Source organism: Microbacterium caowuchunii (assembly GCF_008727755.1).
Classification (GTDB): Bacteria; Actinomycetota; Actinomycetes; order Actinomycetales; family Microbacteriaceae; genus Microbacterium; species Microbacterium caowuchunii.
In genome coordinates this window covers 526,289-545,561 of sequence record NZ_CP044231.1, presented here as the reverse complement: position 1 = coordinate 545,561, position 19,273 = coordinate 526,289, and the positions used below count along the sequence as shown (strand labels likewise).

19 protein-coding genes are annotated in these 19,273 nt (G+C 67.9%); 3 read left to right on the top strand and 16 right to left on the bottom strand.

The genetic code is table 11. The features are described 5' to 3' along the window. From F6J84_RS02510 to F6J84_RS02495, 4 genes are read right to left on the bottom strand one after another with little or no spacing between them, the layout of a single operon-like run. Nucleotides 1–765 carry an ABC transporter permease gene (locus F6J84_RS02510; RefSeq protein WP_150971092.1) on the bottom strand — a complete coding sequence of 255 codons (765 nt, stop codon included), beginning with the start codon at nt 763–765 and terminating at the stop codon, nt 1–3. Then, entirely contained in the window at nt 762–1,607 is an 846-nt protein-coding gene (locus F6J84_RS02505) for an ABC transporter ATP-binding protein (protein WP_150971090.1), read from the bottom strand. The genes F6J84_RS02510 and F6J84_RS02505 overlap by 4 nt, the downstream gene beginning before the upstream one ends. Further along, complete coding sequence (locus tag F6J84_RS02500; protein WP_150971088.1) at nt 1,604–1,984, bottom strand: DUF1048 domain-containing protein; 381 nt, start codon at nt 1,982–1,984, stop codon at nt 1,604–1,606. Before F6J84_RS02500 ends, F6J84_RS02505 begins: the two co-directional genes overlap by 4 nt. A 2-nt stretch (nt 1,985–1,986) precedes the next feature. After that, nucleotides 1,987–2,340 (bottom strand): PadR family transcriptional regulator, encoded by a 354-nt coding sequence (locus F6J84_RS02495; protein WP_150971086.1) that lies wholly within the window; start codon nt 2,338–2,340, stop codon nt 1,987–1,989. Nucleotides 2,341–2,748: 408 nt separating this feature from the next. Here F6J84_RS02495 and F6J84_RS02490 point away from each other — a divergent pair, with 408 nt between their 5' ends. After that, nucleotides 2,749–3,240 carry a hypothetical protein gene (locus F6J84_RS02490; protein ID WP_150971084.1) on the top strand — a complete coding sequence of 164 codons (492 nt, stop codon included), beginning with the start codon at nt 2,749–2,751 and terminating at the stop codon, nt 3,238–3,240. A gap of 165 nt (nt 3,241–3,405) precedes the next feature. Beyond that, on the top strand, nt 3,406–4,836 hold the full coding sequence (locus F6J84_RS02485) for an HNH endonuclease signature motif containing protein (RefSeq protein WP_150971082.1): 1,431 nt from the start codon (nt 3,406–3,408) through the stop codon (nt 4,834–4,836). Between the two features lie 684 nt (nt 4,837–5,520). Here the strand turns inward: F6J84_RS02485 and F6J84_RS02480 are convergent. Both F6J84_RS02480 and F6J84_RS02475 read right to left on the bottom strand, forming a co-directional pair. Further along, nucleotides 5,521–6,804, bottom strand: a complete 1,284-nt coding sequence (locus tag F6J84_RS02480; protein WP_238702571.1) for an MFS transporter — start codon at nt 6,802–6,804, stop codon at nt 5,521–5,523. Nucleotides 6,805–6,887: 83 nt separating this feature from the next. Then, entirely contained in the window at nt 6,888–8,681 is a 1,794-nt protein-coding gene (locus tag F6J84_RS02475) for a DUF2207 domain-containing protein (RefSeq protein ID WP_238702570.1), read from the bottom strand. A gap of 39 nt (nt 8,682–8,720) precedes the next feature. On the opposite strand from F6J84_RS02475, the gene F6J84_RS02470 reads away from it, so the two are divergent. Next, entirely contained in the window at nt 8,721–9,158 is a 438-nt protein-coding gene (locus F6J84_RS02470; protein WP_150971080.1) for a MarR family winged helix-turn-helix transcriptional regulator, read from the top strand. 19 nt (nt 9,159–9,177) lie between these two features. Here the strand turns inward: F6J84_RS02470 and F6J84_RS02465 are convergent, their stop codons facing one another. The 10 genes from F6J84_RS02465 to F6J84_RS02420 form a co-directional block, all read right to left on the bottom strand. Continuing rightward, on the bottom strand, nt 9,178–10,176 hold the full coding sequence (locus F6J84_RS02465; RefSeq protein ID WP_238702569.1) for a DUF2804 domain-containing protein: 999 nt from the start codon (nt 10,174–10,176) through the stop codon (nt 9,178–9,180). Nucleotides 10,177–10,312: 136 nt separating this feature from the next. Next, nucleotides 10,313–11,812: an L-serine ammonia-lyase, iron-sulfur-dependent, subunit alpha gene (locus tag F6J84_RS02460; protein ID WP_150971076.1), complete on the bottom strand. Its 1,500-nt coding sequence runs from the start codon at nt 11,810–11,812 to the stop codon at nt 10,313–10,315. A 176-nt stretch (nt 11,813–11,988) separates the two neighbouring features. Then, on the bottom strand, nt 11,989–12,837 hold the full coding sequence (locus F6J84_RS02455) for a fumarylacetoacetate hydrolase family protein (RefSeq protein ID WP_150971074.1): 849 nt from the start codon (nt 12,835–12,837) through the stop codon (nt 11,989–11,991). A gap of 19 nt (nt 12,838–12,856) precedes the next feature. Then, nucleotides 12,857–13,744, bottom strand: a complete 888-nt coding sequence (locus tag F6J84_RS02450; RefSeq protein ID WP_150971072.1) for a VOC family protein — start codon at nt 13,742–13,744, stop codon at nt 12,857–12,859. 42 nt (nt 13,745–13,786) lie between these two features. Next, a complete protein-coding gene (locus tag F6J84_RS02445) occupies nt 13,787–14,605 on the bottom strand; it encodes an ABC transporter ATP-binding protein (protein ID WP_238702568.1) in 819 nt (272 codons plus the stop codon). Nucleotides 14,606–14,618: 13 nt separating this feature from the next. Continuing rightward, nucleotides 14,619–15,392: an ABC transporter permease gene (locus tag F6J84_RS02440; protein WP_150971067.1), complete on the bottom strand. Its 774-nt coding sequence runs from the start codon at nt 15,390–15,392 to the stop codon at nt 14,619–14,621. After that, the gene (locus F6J84_RS02435) at nt 15,389–16,177 is read right to left on the bottom strand and encodes an ABC transporter permease (RefSeq protein WP_191905733.1); all 789 of its coding nucleotides are present in this window, start codon (nt 16,175–16,177) and stop codon (nt 15,389–15,391) included. Before F6J84_RS02435 ends, F6J84_RS02440 begins: the two co-directional genes overlap by 4 nt. A gap of 2 nt (nt 16,178–16,179) precedes the next feature. After that, the gene (locus F6J84_RS02430; RefSeq protein ID WP_150971064.1) at nt 16,180–16,593 is read right to left on the bottom strand and encodes a RidA family protein; all 414 of its coding nucleotides are present in this window, start codon (nt 16,591–16,593) and stop codon (nt 16,180–16,182) included. 169 nt (nt 16,594–16,762) lie between these two features. Beyond that, entirely contained in the window at nt 16,763–18,202 is a 1,440-nt protein-coding gene (locus F6J84_RS02425) for an amidase (RefSeq protein WP_150971062.1), read from the bottom strand. Continuing rightward, on the bottom strand, nt 18,202–19,164 hold the full coding sequence (locus F6J84_RS02420; protein ID WP_150971060.1) for an ABC transporter substrate-binding protein: 963 nt from the start codon (nt 19,162–19,164) through the stop codon (nt 18,202–18,204). Before F6J84_RS02420 ends, F6J84_RS02425 begins: the two co-directional genes overlap by 1 nt. Nucleotides 19,165–19,273 lie beyond the last annotated feature (109 nt).

Here is a 19,273-nt window from a genome sequence, read left to right as displayed (position 1 = left end):
TCAGCTGATCTTCCTGCGGTAGATGGCGATAGCGAAGGTGTAGGCGACGACGAGGATGCCGACCAGCCAGGCCAGGGCGATCCAGATGCCGGACCCGACCGGCACCTGCGCGAACAGCGCGCGGATCGTGTTCACGATCGACGTCACCGGCTGGTGCTCGGCGAACCAGGCGACCGGGGCAGGCATCGTCTCCGTGGGCACGAACGCCGAGCTGATGAACGGCAGGAAGATCAGCGGGTAGCTGAATGCGCTCGCCCCATCCACCGTCTTCGCCGAGAGTCCGGCGATGACAGCGAGCCAGGTCAGCGCGAGCGTGAACAGGATGAGGATGCCTGCGAGGGCACACCATGCCCCGACCGAGGCGCCCGTACGGAACCCCATCAGCAGCGCGACACCGACGACGAGGACGATCGAGGCCAGGTTCGCGACCAGTGAGGTGAGCACGTGTGCCCAAAGGACGCTCGAGCGCGCGATCGGCATCGACTGGAAGCGATCGAAGATCCCGCCCTGCATGTCCAGGAACAGCCGGTATGCCGTGTACGCCACGCCCGACGCGATCGTGATGAGCAGGATGCCCGGGAGCATGTAGTTGATGTAGGACTCGTCGGATCCTGTGTCGATCGCGCCGCCGAGCACGTAGACGAAGAGCAGCATCAGCGCGACCGGCGTGACCGCGGTGGTGAGGATGGTGTCAGGGCTGCGGAGGATGTGACGCAGCGAACGGCCGGTCAGGACACCGGTGTCGCCGACGACGTGGGTGGTCATCGCGGTTCCCTTCCTGTGGACGCCGCGGTGCCGCCCGCGGTGCCGGATTCTCCGGTGTCTCCGGCGTCTCCGGCGTCTCCGACGTCTCCGACGAGGGAGAGGTACACCTCCTCGAGGGAGGGCTGCTTCTCGACGTACTCGACCTCGGCCGGTGGCAGGAGCTCCTTGAGCTGGGCGAGGGTGCCCGTCTGGATGATCGCGCCCTTGTGCAGGATGGCGATCCGGTCGGCCAGTTGCTCGGCCTCGTCGAGGTACTGCGTCGTCAGCAGCACGGTCGTACCGCCCTGGGCGAGCGTCTGAACCGTCTGCCATACCTCGAGGCGGGCCTGCGGATCGAGCCCGGTCGTCGGCTCGTCGAGGAAGATGATGGGCGGGTTGCCGATCAGGCTCATCGCGATGTCGAGCCGTCGGCGCATACCACCCGAATACGTGCCGGCTCTGCGGTTGCCCGCATCAGTGAGCGAGAACCGATCGAGCAGCTCGTCGGCGATCGCAGCGGGACTCTTCAGGTGGCGGAGCTGGGCGATCAGGATGAGGTTCTCCCTGCCGGTGAGAACCTCATCCACCGCGGCGAACTGGCCGGTCAGGCTGATCGACTCGCGCACGTAGTTCGGCGCTGCGGCCACATCGAAGCCATTCACAACGGCGCTGCCCGAATCGGCTTTCAGCAGCGTCGCCAGGATCCGCACCAGCGTCGTCTTGCCCGCACCGTTGGAGCCGAGGAGGGCGAAGATGGTGCCCGCCTCTACGTCCAGGTCTATGCCCTGCAGCACGTGGAGGTCCGTGAAGGACTTCGTGATGCCCCGCACCCGGATCGCGGGCTCGTGGGTCCGGGCGGTCATGCCTTCGTCTCGTCTTCCCGATCGCCGACGGCGGCGTCGATCGACTTGGCGAGACGGGCACGCTCCTTGTCGATCCATTCCTTGCGCGCGTAAGCGCGGATGAAGGACTCGGCGAACTCCACGGGTTCATCGCCCACGATGTCCCGCACGGGCGTGCCATCCAGTGCGGCGCGCTCCCACAGGTCGGCGTGGTCGCCGATCATCACGGTGAGGGATTCGCCGTCGGTGTATCCGCCGGCGTACATGAAGTATCGATTCAGTGCCTTCGCGGTGCTGCGGTACGGCTCGGGCAGCGCCTCGATCCGGGCGATCGCCTCCTTGTACTGCTTCTTCTGCTCGAGCGACCCGGTGAGGGCCTCGATCCACTTGGCGGCCATGCCTACTCTCCCTCTCCTTCGTGGTGCGTGTGTGTGTGACGGTGGAGCTGTTCGATCCGGCCCGCGAGGAAGCCCCACGTGTGCCAGAACTCGCGGAGCTGTGCCCGCCCCTGGGCGTTGAGGGAGTAGACCTTGCGCGGCGGCCCCTTCTCCGACGGGACTTTCTCCACGTCCGCGAAGCCGCGTTGCTCGATTCGGACCAGCAGCGCATAGACCGTTCCCTCCGCGATCTCAGAGAATCCTTCCTCTCGCAACCGCGCCGTGATCTCGTAGCCGTACGCGGGCTGCGTGGCCAGGATCGCCAGCACGATTCCCTCGAGGGTGCCCTTGAGCATTTCGGTCATCTGGTTGCCCATCGGATCCCCTCTCCTCTGATGTACCTAGTGGTATTGACTACTGGTAGTAGGTAACACTAGGTACCGGCCATTTGCAACACCGATGCCGAAGCTTCTTCCCGAGAAGGGCGTTGCTCGACGGCCGAGCGGTGCAACCCCTGCCGTCCGCCGACGACGAGGCGCAACGAGACCGGAAGAAAATCACGAAAAGATAACGATGAACCCTTCCCTCCGTTACCTCGCCGTTATAGAGTGCTCGCACGGAAGTTGTTTGCTGTGGCAGCTTTCGACATGTGATTGCAGGACACTCTTGGTGCAAAGGGACAAGGGCCGGCCGGAAGCCTCTCCGACCGGCCCTTCACCATTCCTGCACCACGGACGCGCGGTCATCCACGTCCGCAGACCTTCCGGCGGGGTACTGTCACCGCCATGACCGACTACGAGTCCGCTGCGCTGGCCGCGCAGTGGGTGGGCTCCGTCTCGAGCGCCCTCGCCGTCGTGGTGGCGGCGGTCTTCGGGTACCTGACCCTCCAGAACAACCGCCGGGCACGGGATGCACAGCAACGCGCGAGCCTTGCCGCAGCATCCGACGGCGTAGAGAGCCGGCAGGGCCTCGTCTCCGGCGCGAGAGCGGGCGGATCGACGCTCAGGGTCGTGCACCGGTCCGGGGAGACGTGGGCTCTCGTGAACAGCGGGCCGAGCACGGTGCACCTGGTGCGGATGGAGGGCCTCACCGATCTGGACAAACGCCGCTTGCGTGAGGTGCCACCCGAACCGACGCCGCTGGAGGCGGGCCAGTCGACGGAGTTCGTGCTGACCTCGCGGTACACGATGTCGGGCCCCGCCAACGTGGTGGCCTGGTTCAGCGATCGCCCTGGCGGGACCGCTGTCCGCACGGTGCTCCAGGTTCCCGCGCCCTGAGGGGACGTTGCACCGCCGGAGCGCGCCGCTCGAGCTACCGGATACGCCTGTCGTCTCATCCTCCCCAGGGGGTAGTTTCGCGACTTGTCCACGGGTTTTCATTCGGCCGCTGATCTGGGCTTCATCGGGGCGGGGAATGTCGGTGGCCCTCACCAGAATGGGGGTATGACGACCTCGAGACTCCCCTTCGGCACCAGCGACGCGGACGCCGCTGTGCTGGCGGGGCTGGTGTCCACCTCGCGGCAGGTGCTGGCGCAGAAGAACGCCGGTGATGCGGGCGAGGTCCGGTTCCTCGCCGACGCGGGAGCGTTCGCGCTGCGCCAAGCCGGGAAGAACTCCGTGCAGGCGAAGGAAATGGCACTGCGGTCCGTCGCAGCGGAGATCGCGGCGGCGTGGCACGACTCGGACCGGTCCGTGCTCGCCCGGATGAACCGGGCGATGACCCTCATCGACCACTACCCGGAAACGATGGCCGCATTCGAGGAGGGCCGGATCCTCCGCCAGCACGTCGACCTGGTCGTGGAATGCGGCGCACCCCTGGATACGGAAGCGCGGGCGTTGTTGGATGCGGCCGCGGTCGTGCAGTGCGAGCAGAACTCCCCCAACCGGGCGAGACCCCTGCTGCAGATGCTCGCGGAATCGCTGCAGCCCCGCACGCTCACCGACCGGCACCGGGACGCGAGGGAACACCGCCGCGTCCGGATCCTCCCTCTCGAAGACGGGATGGCGGAACTGATCGTCACCCTCCCGGCCACGCTGGCGCACGCGATCCTGGACCGGCTCACCCGACAGGCCACCGCGGTGAAGGACGTCCGGGAACGCGCGCGGGTGGCAGCAGGGTCGGGTGCCGGTGCGGCGGGTGCGGGCGCGGAGCAGGAGAGTCTGGGCGGAGTGGAGGAGGAGCTCTCACCCGCGGAGGTCCTCGCGTCGGATGAGCGGACCACCGATCAGATCCGCGCGGACCTGCTCGCCGACATGCTCCTCACCACGACCCCTGGTGCGGACCCATACCTTCCCGGCGACGGGAACGGCGGACTCGGCGCGATCCGCGCGGTCGTGCAGGTCACCGTCCCCGTCCTCACCCTCCTCGGGCGAAGCGACCTCCCCGCCGACCTCACCGGAACCTCCCCCATCGACCCGGCCACCGCTCGCACCCTCGCCGGGAACAGTGCGGGGTTGGACCGGATCCTCACCCATCCGATCACCGGAGCCGTGCTCACCACCGACCGATACCAACCCACCGCCGACCTGAAACGATTCCTCCGCGGCAGAGACCACCGCTGCCGATTCCCCGGCTGCCGCATGCCCGCCATCCGCTCCGACATCGACCACACCCGCGACCACGCCCACGGCGGACCCACCGACGCCGGCAACCTCGCCCACCTCTGCCGCGGACACCACACCCTCAAACACGCCACACCCTGGCGGGTCAGACAACTCCCCGCCGGGATCCTGGAATGGACCTCCCCCGCCGGACACACCTACACCGACCACCCACCCGGACCCGCCCTCCCCGGCACCACCGCGGCATCCCTCGTCGGCACCGGCAGACCGCCGGTCACCTTCACCCCCGACGGCGACCCGCCACCGTTCTGACCATGGCCGTCCGATGACAGCGACTTTGACCGGGAGGCAGATGTGCCTGCTGCGAATTCCCAGGAGTGACCTGGACCGCGCTCGCCCGCGCGGCGACCGAAGCACAACTGGCGTCAGCGCTTGCTGACTCTCCAGGCCTTGTCTACGGCGGCTACTCAGCGGGCGCATGCCTCACCTCAGTCGACCTCCACGGAATCGACCCGATCGACGACCCATCGGCTCAGCCCGCTGGCTACCACACGGCGATGCGAGCTGAGGCCCTGAACCTTATTGGTACACGAATCATCCCCACGCCTCCTCAACGGGGCGCACGCGGCAGCCGCGTATCTCCGCGAACAAGATCTCGACTTCACCGAACTCGCGGACGGTGACGACCACCTGATCGGCATGCGGTAGCGCATAAGGCAGTCGGCAGCACCAGAACGTTCTGAGGACAGCACGACGCCCGAAACTTCCACCCCACGGGAGATAACGGAAAGATAACGCCGAAGTCTTCCCTTGCGTTATGTGTTCGTTATACAGTGTGGGCACGGTAGTTGTTTTGCTGTGGCGGCTACCGACATGTGATTGCAGGACTCTCTTGGTGCAAAGGGAAAAGGGCCGGTCGGAAGCCTCTCCGACCGGCCCTCTCCGCATCCACCATGGTGTGCGTCTGCGTCCGCCATGGGTGTGCGCCTGCGTCCATCACGGGTGCGCGCGACGGCGGCGACGGGATTCGACGGCGATCCCGACCAGGCCGACGAGCCACAGCACGCACACCGAGGCCATGGCCCAGCGCAGTTCCACGCGGGTGTAGGCGGCGGGGTCCGCGCCCTGGAGATCCAGCACCAACCCGATGAGGTACACGGCCACGAGCGCCGCGATGAACCCGCCCATGTTGACCACGCCTGTCGCCGTCGACAGCCGCGAGAGCGGATTGTCCCGGCGGGCCACGTCGAACGCCAGCATGGACGCGGCCGCCCCGCTGGAGATCATCAGCACCCACACCACGAGCAGCCACAACGGCGCCGGTCCGGGGATGAGCAGAACGGCCCCGAGGGCAGCGGCTTGCAGCAGGACCGACACCACCGCGATCGTCGCCCGCCCACCAGGATGCGCACCGGAGATCAGGCCCATCAGCGGAGCGAACACCACACCACCGAGGACGAACACGACGAAGACCACGCTCGCGGTCTCGCGGGAGAGCCCCTCGCCCGCGGTGAGGAAGGGGATCCCCCACAACAGCGAGAACGCCGTCCCCGCGAACGGCGTCACGAAATGGATCCAGAACGCCAGCCGGGTCCCCGGCTCCCGCACCGCGTCCCGCAACAGCGCGAACTGCGACGGGCTGCCCGCCGAACGCGCGGGACGGCGATCGCGCTCCCGGATGAGGGCGGCGTCCAGCAGCGCGAACACGACGAACGTCGCCGCCAGGACGCCGAAGGCGAACTCCCACGACGCGACGTGCACCAGGAGCGTCAGGACCACGACGCTCAGCACCTGACCGAGCTGCCCGATCTGCGCCGTGATCTGCTGCAGGAAGGGCACCCGCCGGGCCGGGAACCAGAGGGCGAGCAGCCGCAGGATGCTGGGGAAGATCAGCGCGTCCCCGGCCCCGGTCAGCACCCGCGCGGCGATCGCGGTGGTGGCGTCCCCCGCGAACGCGAGCCACACCGAACCGCCCGCCATGATCAGCATGCCCGCCGTCACCACGATCCGCGCCCCGAACCGGTCGAGCAGAAGCCCCGCGGGAACCTGGAGAGCCCCGTACACCGCCAACTGCAGCGTCGCGAACAGGGCGAGGGTCGCCGACCCCGCATCGAAGCGGACGGCGACGTCGGTGCCGAGCCCGGCGAGGGAACTCCGCCCGACGATCGCGACGAGATAGGTCAGCGTGCCCAGCACCCAGACGATCCAGGGCAATGCCCCGCGCACCCGCTGCGGCGCGACCGTCGAAACCGTTCCGGTCGCCGCCCCGAAGTCCGTCACCCTGTGCTCCCGGCCGCGTCCCCGCGTAGGCGGAGCGCAGGCACGAGGTTCATCGCACCGACTCTACCCGCGCTCCGATGGGCTCAGACCGCTCCGCCGCCCCCACCGCCGCCACCGCCGCCCGCGTACCCGCCGCCCTTGGACCCGCCCGACGAGCTCGACGAGGAACTGGCCTCGGCGGAGAGCTTGCCGATGCTGGAGGAGAATGCCGCCGCGTTGAACATGGCCGTCCCCACGTACCAGCCGGGCGTGCGCCCGTCGTCGTAGAACGTCGCCAGTCGCTCCGCCCACGCCTTCTCCTGGCCGAACACCACGGCATAGGGAAGCAGGGGTTCGTAGATCGCGAGCATCTGCGTCGGGTCGTTCGTGTCGACGGCCACCCGCTCGGCTCCGCGGGGGGACTGCAGCATCCGGATGCGGTCCGCCTCCGCCCAGGCGATGAACTCCTTCAGCCCGGCCAGATGATCGCGCATCTCCGCGCCCGCCGCGCTCAACGGACGGTGCGCGAGGAGGAGCGCCGCAGCGACGGCCGCGACACCGACCACCAGGATGAGCAGGATCGGGACCGCCTCCCCCACGTACTCCGAGATCGCGGTGAACCCGAAGACCGCGGTTCCCGCGACCCCGGCCCCGAGCGCGACCAGCGGCCACGTCCGCGTCCCCTTCGGGACCGCCCGGTAGACGCCGCGGCGACGGAGCTCCTTGCCCGCCCACGCGATGATCTTCTGCGACGCGGACGCCAGCTTGTCGTTCGATGACTCGAAGACATAGACGGCGCCCGGCTGGGCGTCTTCATCGAACAGCGCGTCGAGCAGCTTGCGCCCGTCCAGGTCCGCCCGGGACCGATCCACCAGGACGGCTCGGAGCTTGGTGCCGCCGAAGAACCCCGGCTCCCCCTCTTCGATGCGGATGCTGCCGACCACGGCCTGCTCCAGCACCTCCGCCGCGATCGCCTTGCCCGACTTGCCGAGCAGCACCGCACTCGTGAGAGCGTCGATGCCGGTCGGCGGCGTGTACTCGGCGATGATCACGGACCGGCCGGGGGCATTGCGCAGAACGCCCGCGCGCAGGACGACGGCCCACGCCAGCGCGCCCAGGGCGACGAGGACGGACACCGCCTGCAGCCACCCCCAGACCGACGCGAAGTATCCCGTGTCGTACAGGACGAAGGTGCCGGGAGCGAAGCCGATCGCCACCGAGACGGTCTCGTGCGGACGGACGTCCTGGGCGTTCGCGGTGAAGGTGTCCCCCTCCGCGGAGATGTCGCACGGGGTGCTCTCGCCGTACGCGCCCACGTAGCACGCCGCGTCACCGGTCAGCGCGCCGGCCAGCGACTCGTCGACGTGCACCGTCGCCGTGATCTCGGGGAACGATTCCGGCCAATCGACGCCGTTCACGTCCCAGTAGAACTCGTCGCCGGTGTCCTCGAACGTCCACGTGACGTTCTCGAGCTCGTACGTGAAGACGTACACCTCCCGCCCGTGCACGAACCCGCTCACCCGCGAGGTCATGGAGAACGCCTCGTCCTCCGAGTCGGTCTCGGCCGGACGGGCCCGACCCTCCCCATCGGTGATGGAGACGAGCTCCGGATGCAGGGGCTGACCGTTGTACACGTCGGGGATCGTCCGGCGCATCCCGTGGTTCTCGTCGGACGTCGGGAAGTCCACGGTGAACGTCTCCACGACCCGCAACCGGCTGGTGCCGTCCTCTGCACGACTGAGCGTGTAATCCACGTCGAGGGATTCGATCGTGAACTCGTCCGCGGCCGCCCGGGCCACGGACGGACCGGGCAGGGCCAGCAGCAGCATCAGGATCGCGGCGAACGCGACGCCCAGAATCGGCCCGGTCGGAGAACGCCGCATCCATCCCCAGCTCATGCCCACAGCCTAGAGGGAGCGGGCCACTACGCTATCGACATGACCGACCGGCGGCTTGCCATCGACGCCTGGGAGAGCCTCTTCCGTGCCCAGCACGAGATCTTCGAGGACATCTCCCGAGACTTCGACGACAGCGGGCTCCTGCAGGCCGAGTACGACGTCCTGCTGACGGTCTCCCGCGCGCCCGACATGACTGCGCGCCTACGCGACATCACGCGCAACATGCTCATCAGCCAGCCGAGCGTGTCCCGCTTGGTCGATCGGATGGTCACCCGCGGACTGGTGTCCAAATGCGCCGACCCCGAGGACGGACGCGGCACCCTCGTGCGGGCCACGGAGGAGGGCAATCGGGTCTTCCGCTCCGTCGCCGCCGTGCACGGTCGGTCGATCGCCGAACGCATGAAATCCCTCGACGACGCCGAACTGCGCACCCTCCTGCGGCTCACCGCGAAGCTCCGGCCCACGCAGGAGGACTGACCGGCTCGGCCTCTCGGGCTCACCAGCGGTTGTGCACCTCTTCCGCCCAGCCCACGACGCCCTCGAACGGCACGGTCTCGCCCTCCGCGCTGCGGAAGGTGCCGCTCCACTGACCGAAGCACTGGTCCGTGGCACTGGAGAGCACGGCCAGGTTCGTCCGGGTCACCTTGTTGAAGAACGGGACGAACGTCGCATCGAGCCCGCCGCCGTGCACCCGCCAGGGTTCGCGCCAGCGCGCGATGTCGTACTCCCACACCACCTCGCCGTGGATCTTGTGCAGGCGCCCGTCGACGAAGAACGCGTTCTCCGAGACCCCGGTCCCGGCCGTCCATTCCCCGCCGACCTGGATGCCGATGACCCGCCCGTGGGAGACCCCCGAGCCCGCTCCCCAGTTCCATCCGATGTCGTACGGCCAGCGCCCCCGCCCATGATCGAGCACCGCCCACGACTCGCCGGCGGGGACCTCGTGGGTCCGGCCCGCTGTCGTGACCGTGCCGTGGGCGGGACGGGCGACGTCCTTGACGGTGTACTGGAAGCGGGTGTCGCTCCAGGGGACGACGACGGCGAGACGCTCGTGCCCCGGCGGGAGCGCCGCGATCACGTCGAACTCGGCATCCGCGATGCGGGCGCGCAGGCGCGTCCCCCCGGGGACCTCCTCGATGTCGATCGCCAGCCCCTTGGCGCGCGCCCGTGCGGGCCCGTCGCCGAGGGAGCCGGGCAGCTCGACACCGCGGGCCGGCAGCACGGTCGCGCCCTGCTGCCACACCCGCTCGGTCCGCCGGTCGAACACCCACACCTCGTGCACGGCCGCGTAGTCGATGGACGACACGGTCAGGGCGAGGATATGCGTGGGCGTGACGACGTTCCAGTACTCCCAGCGCTTGTTGCGCCCCCACGGCCGCCCGGGGATGCCCGTCGTGTCGACGATCGGCTGCCGGGCCCAGCCGACGGCGGCACGGTTCAGGCGGCCGGTGGGCGCGGTGAGCGCGACGGGGACTGTCAGCTCGGGTTCGGTCACGGATCCTCCTGGCCACGGGGCGGGCGCGGCGGAACGGGCGGTCATCGGCATCCTCGCTGACGGTCCCTCGGGTCGGGGTCAGTCGATCCTATGGGGCCCGCGACCGCCGCTGCCACACGGCCGGCCCGGTGCCGATTCAGCACTCGATGACGTTGACGGCGAGTCCGCCCTCGCTGGTCTCCTTGTACTTGTGCGACATGTCGATCCCGGTCTGCCGCATCGTCTCGACCACCGTGTCGAGCGACACGTAGTGGGAGCCGTCCCCGCGGAGGGCGAGGCGTGCAGCAGTGACCGCCGTCGCCGCCGCGATGGCGTTGCGCTCGATGCACGGGATCTGCACCAGGCCACCGACCGGGTCGCAGGTCAGCCCCAGGTGGTGTTCCATGGCGATCTCGGCGGCGTTCTCGATCTGACGGTTGGTCCCGCCCATCACGGCGGTGAGCCCTCCGGCCGCCATCGCGCACGCGGAACCGACCTCGGCCTGGCATCCGCCCTCCGCACCGGAGATGGACGCGTTGGCCTTGAACAGGGATCCCAGCGCCGTGGCGGTCAGCAGGTAGCGGCGGATCCCGCGGCGGCGGTTCGCCTCGGCGACGACGGCCTGATCGAGTTCGTCGGGGAGCACGGGGCCGAGCTGCCGGTGCGCTCCGAACCCGAGCAGGGCGCTTCCGACGAGCTCTCCGTGCGGCGTGACCGCGTTGCCGACGCCGAGTCCGGAGTCGGCGAGGAAGCGCCACCAGTACATCGCCACGGCCGGGACGATCCCGGCTGCTCCGTTGGTGGGCGCCGTGACCACGCGGCCGCCGGCCGCGTTCTCCTCGTTGACGGCCAGCGCGAACGCGCCCAGCCACTCGCCCGGGAGTTCCCGACCGTTCTCGCGCTCGGCCTGCTCCAGCTGCACACGGATGGCGGCGGCGCGGCGCTTGACCCGCAACATCCCGGGGAGTTCCCCGTCCGCGGCGAGTCCCGCCTCGACGCAGGCGCTCATGGCATCCCAGACCCGATCGAGTCCCTCCGCCACCTCGACCTCGCTGCGCAGCGCCTCCTCGTTGCGCCGTGCCGCCTCCGCGATCGTGATGCCCAGCTCGTCGCACAGGGCCAGCAGCCCCGCGGCGTCGCTGAACTCGAGCGGGAACGCGTGCGTCGCGACCGCGGCGGGCGCCCCGTCCCGCTTGATGAACCCGCCCCCGACGGAGTAGTAGGTCTCCTCGGCGAGGATCGCGCCCGCCGCATCCGTAGCCGTCAACGTCATCGCGTTGGGATGGCCGGGCAATCGGGTGCGCGGTGCGAAGGTGATGTCGTCCTTGCTGAAGCGGATACGGTGCGTGCCGGCCAGGGCCAGCTCGCCGCCGTCTGGCCACTCCGTCCAGGCGTACCGCACCTCGGCCGGGTCGACGGTCTCCGGGGCCGCGCCGCGGAGCCCTGCCACCACCGCATCCGGCGTGCCGTGACCGATACCGGTTGCGCCGAGCGAGCCGTAGAGCACGCACGCGACCCGATGGGTGGCCGTCAACGAAACCGCTTCCCGCAGACGCATCGCGAAATCGAGGGCCGCCCGCATGGGGCCGACGGTATGGGAGCTCGAGGGTCCTACTCCGATGGAGAAGAGCTCGAACGCGGAGACATATGCGCTCACACCGACACCGTACGCCGCCTGACGCCGACGCGGGCAGCCTGCATCCTGCCGTGTCGGGGGGCCGCCACGGAGCGACCCGTGGCCTGAGCGACGGCCACGGCCTCCCGCGGGGGTCTGCCCGGATACGGAAGAACCCCGGCCACGAGGACCGGGGTTCTTCCGTCGATGGCCGAGTGTCAGCCGCTGACGACCTCGTTGCGCAGGACACCGAGACCGGTGATCTCCACCTCGACGACGTCGCCGACCGAGAGCAGCCCCTGGGGCTCCATGAAGAGGCCGACGCCGCCGGGAGTGCCGGTGACGATGACGTCACCGGCCGCAAGCGGCGTGAATGTCGACACGAACTCGATCAGGCTCGGGATGTCGAAGACCAGATCGTCCAGAGTCGCGTTCTGGCGGACTTCGCCGTTCACGCGGGTCTGCAGGGTCACCTGGTCCAGCGGCGCCAGCGCGCCGGCCTCGATCAGCCAGGGCCCGAACGCGCCGGTGGCGGGAAAGTTCTTGCCGGGCACCCACTGCGTGCTCGCCCGCTGCCAGTCGCGCACGCTGAAGTCGTTGTACGCGGCGTATCCGGCGACGTACTCCATCGCCCGATCCGCGCTCACCTTATAGGCCGGCTTACCGATGACCAGAGCCATCTCACCCTCGTAGTCGAACTGCGACGACTCGGCGGGGTACACCGCGGGGGCGAGGTGCCCCATCTGGGAGTCCGCGAACCGGGTGAAGATCGTGGGCGCCTTCGGAGCCGGCTTCCCGGTCTCCTCCTGATGCGTCCGGTAGTTCACGCCCACGCAGATGATCTTTGCCGGAGCCGGGATCACCGGAAGGTACTCGATGTCCGCGACGTCGTAGGACGGTGCTGCGGTCAGATCCAGGTCACGCCGACCGAACGACCCGTTCTCGATCGCGTCGACGATGTCAGCCGCGAGCGCGAGGCCGGTAGGCCCCAGGTCGTACACGCGGTCGTTGTCCAGCACACCCCAGGTGTCGCCGTTGTTGGGCGCACGGAACGAAACGTACTTCATTGCTTCTCTCTCTCTCGGCCTAGTGTCCTGCGGGGCGCTCGACGGGGAAGATCCCGAAGTCGCGGAAGTCCATCGGACGGTAATCCATCCACCGGTTCACCCAGCCGAAGTCCTCGCCACCGGGCCAGACATTGGGTTCGCGGGCGTCGTCATAGATCTGCTCCATGTCGGCATACAGCTCCACGACGGCACCGCTGGGCTCTTCGTAGTACGCGGCGATGTTGTGGCCGGCGCCATGACGCACGGGACCCCACAGCAGCTTCTGCCCCATCTGGTCCACGCGGTCGGCCATACGGCCGAGGTCCGCGATCGACTGCGTCTGCCACGCGTGGTGGTGGAACGACCCGCGACCCTTGATCAGCGCGACGCCGTGGTGGTCGGAGTTGCAGCGCAGGAAGTAGCCGAACTCCGTGCCGATGACGTCCGAGACCCGGAACTCCAGGATGTCGACGAAGAAGTCCTTCATCCGCACGACGTCGCTCGGGTGCATGTTGATGTGGCCATAGCGCTCCGGCCCAGCGGGCCGCGCCGGATTCCAGGTGCGCACCATGTCCACGTAGATCTCGAAGATGTAGCCCTCGGGACCGACGAAGGAGAATGCCTCCCCGATGCCGATCCCCAGCGGCTGGTCCGAGAGGATCGTCATCCCGGCGTCCTTCACACGCTGCCGGATCACATTCAGTGCATCGACATCGCGCGCCCGGAAGGAAAGATGGTCGATGCCGTCGCGCTCCCCCGCGATGTACACGATCTCGTGGTGCATGTCGGATGCGGCGAAGTACGCCGCGTTACCGACCCGCGAGACTTCGCGAAGACCCAGCAGGGTCTTCGTGGCCGCGATCTGTTCATCGAGCCTCGTCGTCTGGATGGTGATGAAGCCCATCTCAGCGATCAAACCCCAAGACATAGGGTCGCCTTTCTGATTGGTCGTTTCAACCGAAATGATCGGTCAGGATTGCTTCGACGCCGCGCTGGCCGACTGCTGGTAGTGCTTCGCTTCCTGGATCAACGCGTAAACGCGCGTCCGGAGTTCGGCGAAGCGTGGCAGGGCACGCGTTTCGAGCTGGTTGCGGTCCTCCGGCAGGTCGACGACGACGTCGTCGGCCAGCACGGTGGGGGCACCGGAGAGGACCAGCACGCGCTCACCCAGGTAGACGGATTCGTCGATGTCGTGGGTGACGAAGAGGACGGTGACGCCGAGGTCCTTCCAGATGCGTCGGATCAGGTCCTCGAGCTCCGCACGAGTCTGCGCATCGACGGCCGCGAACGGTTCGTCCATCAGCAGGATCTCCGGCTTGTATGCGAGGGCGCGAGCGATCGCGACGCGCTGTTGCATACCGCCGGAAAGCTGCCACGGATACTTCCGACCCGCGTGCTCGAGGCCCACGGCGTGCAGCGCCTCGGACACGGCCTTGTTCCGCTCCGCGGTGCGCACGCCGGCCACCTTGAGCGGCAGGCCGACATTGCCCTCCACCCGCATCCAGGGAAACAGCGAACGGCCGTACTCCTGGAACACGACCGCCATCTTCCGCGGTGCGCCGGAGATCACCGTCCCGGACAGGCGCACCTCGCCCCGCGTGGGTGCCATCAGACCGGAGATGCACTTGAGGAGAGTCGTCTTGCCCGAGCCGGAGGGACCGACCAGGCAGACCAGTTCCCCGGCCCGCAATTCGAAGCTCAGGTCGCGGATGGCTTCGTAGTCGCCCGAGGACGATGCGTAGGTCTTGTTCAGACCCGAAACCTGAAGGAGCGGCGGACGCGAATCCATCGCGCCAGGATTTTCAACTGCCATTAGTGACCTCTCGCAGTCCGAAGTACCAATTGAGGATTCGTCGCTCGAGGAAGCCGAAGACGACGAAGAGGAGAACGCCGATGAGGCCGAGCAGGAGGATTCCTGCCCACATGTCTGCGATTGCGAACATCCGCTGGAACTGGATGATGCTGTAGCCGATGCCCGACGACGAGGCGAACATCTCCGAGATGACCATCAGGATGAGGCCGACCGAGAGGCTCTGCCGGACGCCGGCGATGATCCGCGGCGACGCCGAGGGCAGGACGAGGTACCGCATCCGGCTCCATCCGGAGATCCGGTAGGTGCGCGCGGTGGCGGTCATCACCTCATCCACCGACCGGACGCCCTCCACTGTGTTCAGCAGGATCGGCCAGAGGCAGCCGATGAAGATGAGTACGACCTTCAGCAGGTCCGTCGGGCCGAGGAACAGCATCAGGATCGGCAGGAGCACCGCTGCCGGGATCGCCCGGAAGAACTCCAGGAGGGGCTCCAGGAAATCGCGCAGGGCCGGTGTGGTGCCGATCAGTACACCGAGTGCGACGCCGCCGATGACAGCGAGCAGCAGACCCGCGACGAGACGCGCCACGCTGGGCACGACGTCGACGAAGAAGCGCTCGCCGAACCAGGTCGCGAAGAAGCGCTCGAGGATCTCACCCGGCGGCGGGACGAAGAAGTTCCCACCGTCGCCGGCGACGACCCACCAGATGCCGACCGCGACGACCGGAAGCGCAAGCGCGAAGAAGACGCTCTTCAGAAAGTTCATGCGTTCACCTCAGATCGAATCGACGGGTGCCACGCGAGCGACTTGCGCTCGACGAGTCGCATCACGATGTTCGTCGCCGTGCCGAGGAGACCGGCGACCACGACCAGGGCATACATGCGGGCGATGGCTCCACCGGACTGCGACACCGCGATCTCGAAGCCGAGACCGGGTGACCCGATGATCAGCTCGGCGGTGATGGCGAGGACCAGTCCGACCGTGCTGGAGAGCCTCAGGCCCGTCATCAGGTAGGGAAGAGTCGTCGGCCAGACGAGGTAACGGAAGCGTGCCAGGACACCGAAGCGGTACGACCGAGCCGTCTGCTCGGCCACCGCGTCGACATCCGCGACACCGTAGAGAACCTGGACATAGACGGGCCAGATGCACCCGTAGACGACGAGCATGATCGTCGCTTCGATCTGGAGACCGAACAGCAGGACCGCGAGCGGGATCAGCGCGACGGCGGGAACGGGGCGCAGGAGCTCGACGAGCGTATTGGTCAGCCGCCGCAACAACCTGCTGGAACCGATCACGAAACCGAGGACCACAGCACTGACTGCCGCGATCGCGAGACCGAGCAGCCATGCGGTGGCGGTTTCGCCGAGCGACGCCCAGAATCCTGCGTCGATGAGGAGTTCACCGAACGCGCCCACCACCTGCCAGGGCGTCGGAAGATGACGGGGGTCGGCGAGCCCGGTCACTGAGGCGAGCGCCCACAGTGCAACGAAGCTCGCGACCCCCGCAACCCCTAGCAAGTTGCGGCGACGCAACCCAAGGGATCTGGTCATCGTCAGGCGGATTCGCCCTGGACCGCCGGCAGCGCGGCGATAGCGTTGATCTCGATGAGGTAGTCCTTGTGGACGAACTTCGAGATCTCGATCATCGTCGAGGCGGGCGGGTCGCTCTTGAAGTACTCACGACGGACCTCGTGGATCGCCTTGAAGTCCTCCATGTTGCGGACGAACACGTCCACGCGGGCGATGTCGTCGAGCGTGCCACCGGCAGCCTCGACGACGGCCTTCAGGTTCTGGCACACCTGGTGAGTCTGGGCGGCGACGTCGCCGACCCCGGTGATTCCACCCTCGGAGTTCTTGGCCGTCATTCCGGAAATGAACAGCAGTCGCGGCGAATCGGTAATGATCGCATGCGAAAAGTGCCCGATCGGCTCAACTAGCTGGTCACTGACAAGACGCGTCTTCGGCATCCTTCATCCTTTCCACGGCTGGGATAACCCAGATTATCTACTGTTTCTATAATAGTCGATTTTCGGAGGATTTCATAGTTTTCTTGCCCTGCCCGGATAAGCACACGAACGGGGCAGGGGCGGCGAAGAGTCCTTCCGGTGCGCCTGGCGCCGGACTGCGCCAGGCGACCTACGCCCGCCGCGGATCGATCGGCTGCCGCGACACGAGCCCGGCGCGCGCGATCGCGTCGTGTGCCGCGTCGGCGACGCGCAGAACGGCGGCATCGGCGTGCAGCCGGCCCACGATCTGCAAGCCCACCGGAAGCCCGCGCTCACCCGTGCCGCACGGCACGGTGATGGCCGGGTTGCCCGTTTGATTGAACGGATAGCACAGGTAGCTGCGCGCGAAGGCGTCGTCACTGAGCTCCACGTCGGTGATCTCGGCGGGCTCCGAATGCAGCGGCCACGCCGTCACCGGCATGGTGGCCGTGATCAGGAAGTCGATCCCGCTGTCGAAGAGATCGTTCAACGCGTCGGTCATCGCTCCGCGGTCGGCGAGATATCGCGCCATGTCCACACCCGAGAAGCGTTCTCCCGCCCTGATCATGGCGGCGAGCGTCGAGTCGATCGACTCCGGGTCCTTCTCCAGCAGCCCGCTGAACGAGGCAGCCATGGCGGTGGCCCACCGGGCCTCGTGCATCCTGGCCGGGTTCGACCATCCGGGCCCACCCGACACCAACGTCCAACCCTCGTTCCGGAGCACGTCCAGAGCGGCATCCAGGGCAGCACGGACGCCGGGGGAGATCCGGCCGTAACCGAGATCGTGGGAGACCGCGAACGTCACATCTCGGCCTGGCGCCGTCGGCGCGCCGAGCGCGTAGCCGCCGGCGGGCACCGGGATGTTCGACATGGGGTCGCGGTGGTGCGGGCGTGCCAGGACATCCATCGCCATGGCGACGTCACCCACCTCACGCGCGAGGATCCCGCTGTGGATCGTCGAGCCGTGGTAGAAGCGCTGGGGCCACACCGGGATGGCCCCGATCGAGGCCTTGAAGCCGACCACTCCGCTCAGCGCACCGGGAATGCGCACCGAGCCTGCGGCGTCCGATCCGATGTGAATCGGACCGAAGCCCACCGCCGCCGCGGCAGCGGAACCGGCGGACGATCCGCCGGGCGTCCGGGACAGGTCGTGGGGGTTGGCCGTGATGGGCCCGACCAGATTCTCGGACGAATCGAGGTGCCCGTACGCCGGCGTCGTGGTCTTGCCCAGCATCACCGCCCCCGACTCGCGGACGCGACCGGCGACGACGGAGTCGCGGGTGGGGATGTTGTCGCTGAGTCCGCGGTACCCGAAGGTCGTACGCACCCCGGCTGTTTCATCCAGGTCCTTCACCGTGATGGGCACACCGTCCAGGCAGGACAGCGGCTCTGACCGGCGCCAGCGCCGATCAGCGTCACGCGCCTGCTCGAGTGCGAGCTCCCGGGTCACCGTGAAGAACGCACCGACGGAGGCCTCGTGCTCTTCGATCCTGTCGAAGACGGCGCGCGCGACCTCCGTCGGCGTGAACTGCTGCGCACGATAGCCGTCTACGATTTCTCGGGCGGACAGCGCCCACAGCAGTTCGCTCATCAGTAGACCGTGATCTCCGGCACGGACTTGATGAGCCCCTGCGTGACCATCATCTCGGCGATACCGTCGAGCATCGAAACGTCGAGTTCGCCGCTCATGTACTCGAAGGGCAGGGTGGCTGCGACCTCTTCGGGCATCTTCAGCAGGGACGGCAGCAGTGCACGCACCGCGTCCTGGTCCTCCTGCACGAAGGCGAGACCCTCATCCATGGCCGCCTTGAAGGCAGCGAGCGCCTCGGGACGCTCCTGGGCGAACTTCCCGCCGGTGAAGGTGACGAGCGTCATCTGTCCGGGCAGCGAGTCCTGGAACGGGTACGAGATGACCTTGTTCCCCTCCGCCGTCAGCGAGGCGAGGAAGGGCTGCACGACGAACGCAGCCTCCACGTTTCCGGCAGCCAGCTGACCGCCGACATCCGGGAAGCCGACCTCGACCATGTTGATCGCGGAGCCGTCCCCGCCAGCCAGCTCGGTCGCCTCGCGGATCGTCACCTCGGCGTGCCCCTTGAGGGTGTTGACCGCCACGGTGGCACCGGTCAGGTCCTTCACGGAGGTGATGGGCGAGTCGGCCGGCGCGATAACGGCGACGACATCCTCACCCTCGGGCAGCGAGTAGCCGAAGCCACCGGTGAATCCGACGTCCAGCCCCTGCTCCTGCGCCAGGATGACCGAGACCGGGTTGCCGATCGCGATGTCGAGGCTTCCGCTGGACAGCGCGGGAAGTGCGGCGGCGCCGCCCTGTGCGGTCTGCGTCTCGATCTCGAGACCGTGCTCCGCGAAGATGCCCTCATCCTCGATCGCCTGCATGATCGCGAGCATCGCCGTGGGTAGCACCCCGACGGAGACCTTGTGCGTGACATCCGCGTCCGACGACGACGCTTGCTCCGACGAACCGGCACATCCGGTCAGTGCCAGGGCGGCGACGGCGGCAAGCGTGATGCTGCCGGTGTAGAACTTTCGCTTCATTGGGAGTCCTCTCTCGGAACGACAAAATCGATTATTACGCTATAGCCGACTATCGCGTCAATAGTGTCTCATCGATTTCGCGCACGTTACGCAGCACGCAGGACGCGAG

Excerpts from the sequence above, each read along its gene's own strand:
- F6J84_RS02505 (WP_150971090.1), bottom strand. The coding sequence starts at position 1,607 with ATGACCGCCCGGACCCACGAGCCCGCGATCCGGGTGCGGGGCATCACG.
- F6J84_RS02455 (WP_150971074.1), bottom strand. The coding sequence starts at position 12,837 with ATGAAGTACGTTTCGTTCCGTGCGCCCAACAACGGCGACACCTGGGGT.
- F6J84_RS02420 (WP_150971060.1), bottom strand. The coding sequence starts at position 19,164 with ATGAAGCGAAAGTTCTACACCGGCAGCATCACGCTTGCCGCCGTCGCC.
- F6J84_RS02435 (WP_191905733.1), bottom strand. The coding sequence starts at position 16,177 with ATGACCAGATCCCTTGGGTTGCGTCGCCGCAACTTGCTAGGGGTTGCG.
- F6J84_RS02490 (WP_150971084.1), top strand. The coding sequence starts at position 2,749 with ATGACCGACTACGAGTCCGCTGCGCTGGCCGCGCAGTGGGTGGGCTCC.
- F6J84_RS02485 (WP_150971082.1), top strand. The coding sequence starts at position 3,406 with ATGACGACCTCGAGACTCCCCTTCGGCACCAGCGACGCGGACGCCGCT.
- F6J84_RS02445 (WP_238702568.1), bottom strand. The coding sequence starts at position 14,605 with ATGGATTCGCGTCCGCCGCTCCTTCAGGTTTCGGGTCTGAACAAGACC.
- F6J84_RS02450 (WP_150971072.1), bottom strand. The coding sequence starts at position 13,744 with ATGTCTTGGGGTTTGATCGCTGAGATGGGCTTCATCACCATCCAGACG.
- F6J84_RS02475 (WP_238702570.1), bottom strand. The coding sequence starts at position 8,681 with ATGAGCTGGGGATGGATGCGGCGTTCTCCGACCGGGCCGATTCTGGGC.
- F6J84_RS02470 (WP_150971080.1), top strand. The coding sequence starts at position 8,721 with ATGACCGACCGGCGGCTTGCCATCGACGCCTGGGAGAGCCTCTTCCGT.
- F6J84_RS02430 (WP_150971064.1), bottom strand. The coding sequence starts at position 16,593 with ATGCCGAAGACGCGTCTTGTCAGTGACCAGCTAGTTGAGCCGATCGGG.
- F6J84_RS02495 (WP_150971086.1), bottom strand. The coding sequence starts at position 2,340 with ATGGGCAACCAGATGACCGAAATGCTCAAGGGCACCCTCGAGGGAATC.
- F6J84_RS02425 (WP_150971062.1), bottom strand. The coding sequence starts at position 18,202 with ATGAGCGAACTGCTGTGGGCGCTGTCCGCCCGAGAAATCGTAGACGGC.
- F6J84_RS02440 (WP_150971067.1), bottom strand. The coding sequence starts at position 15,392 with ATGAACTTTCTGAAGAGCGTCTTCTTCGCGCTTGCGCTTCCGGTCGTC.
- F6J84_RS02510 (WP_150971092.1), bottom strand. The coding sequence starts at position 765 with ATGACCACCCACGTCGTCGGCGACACCGGTGTCCTGACCGGCCGTTCG.
- F6J84_RS02500 (WP_150971088.1), bottom strand. The coding sequence starts at position 1,984 with ATGGCCGCCAAGTGGATCGAGGCCCTCACCGGGTCGCTCGAGCAGAAG.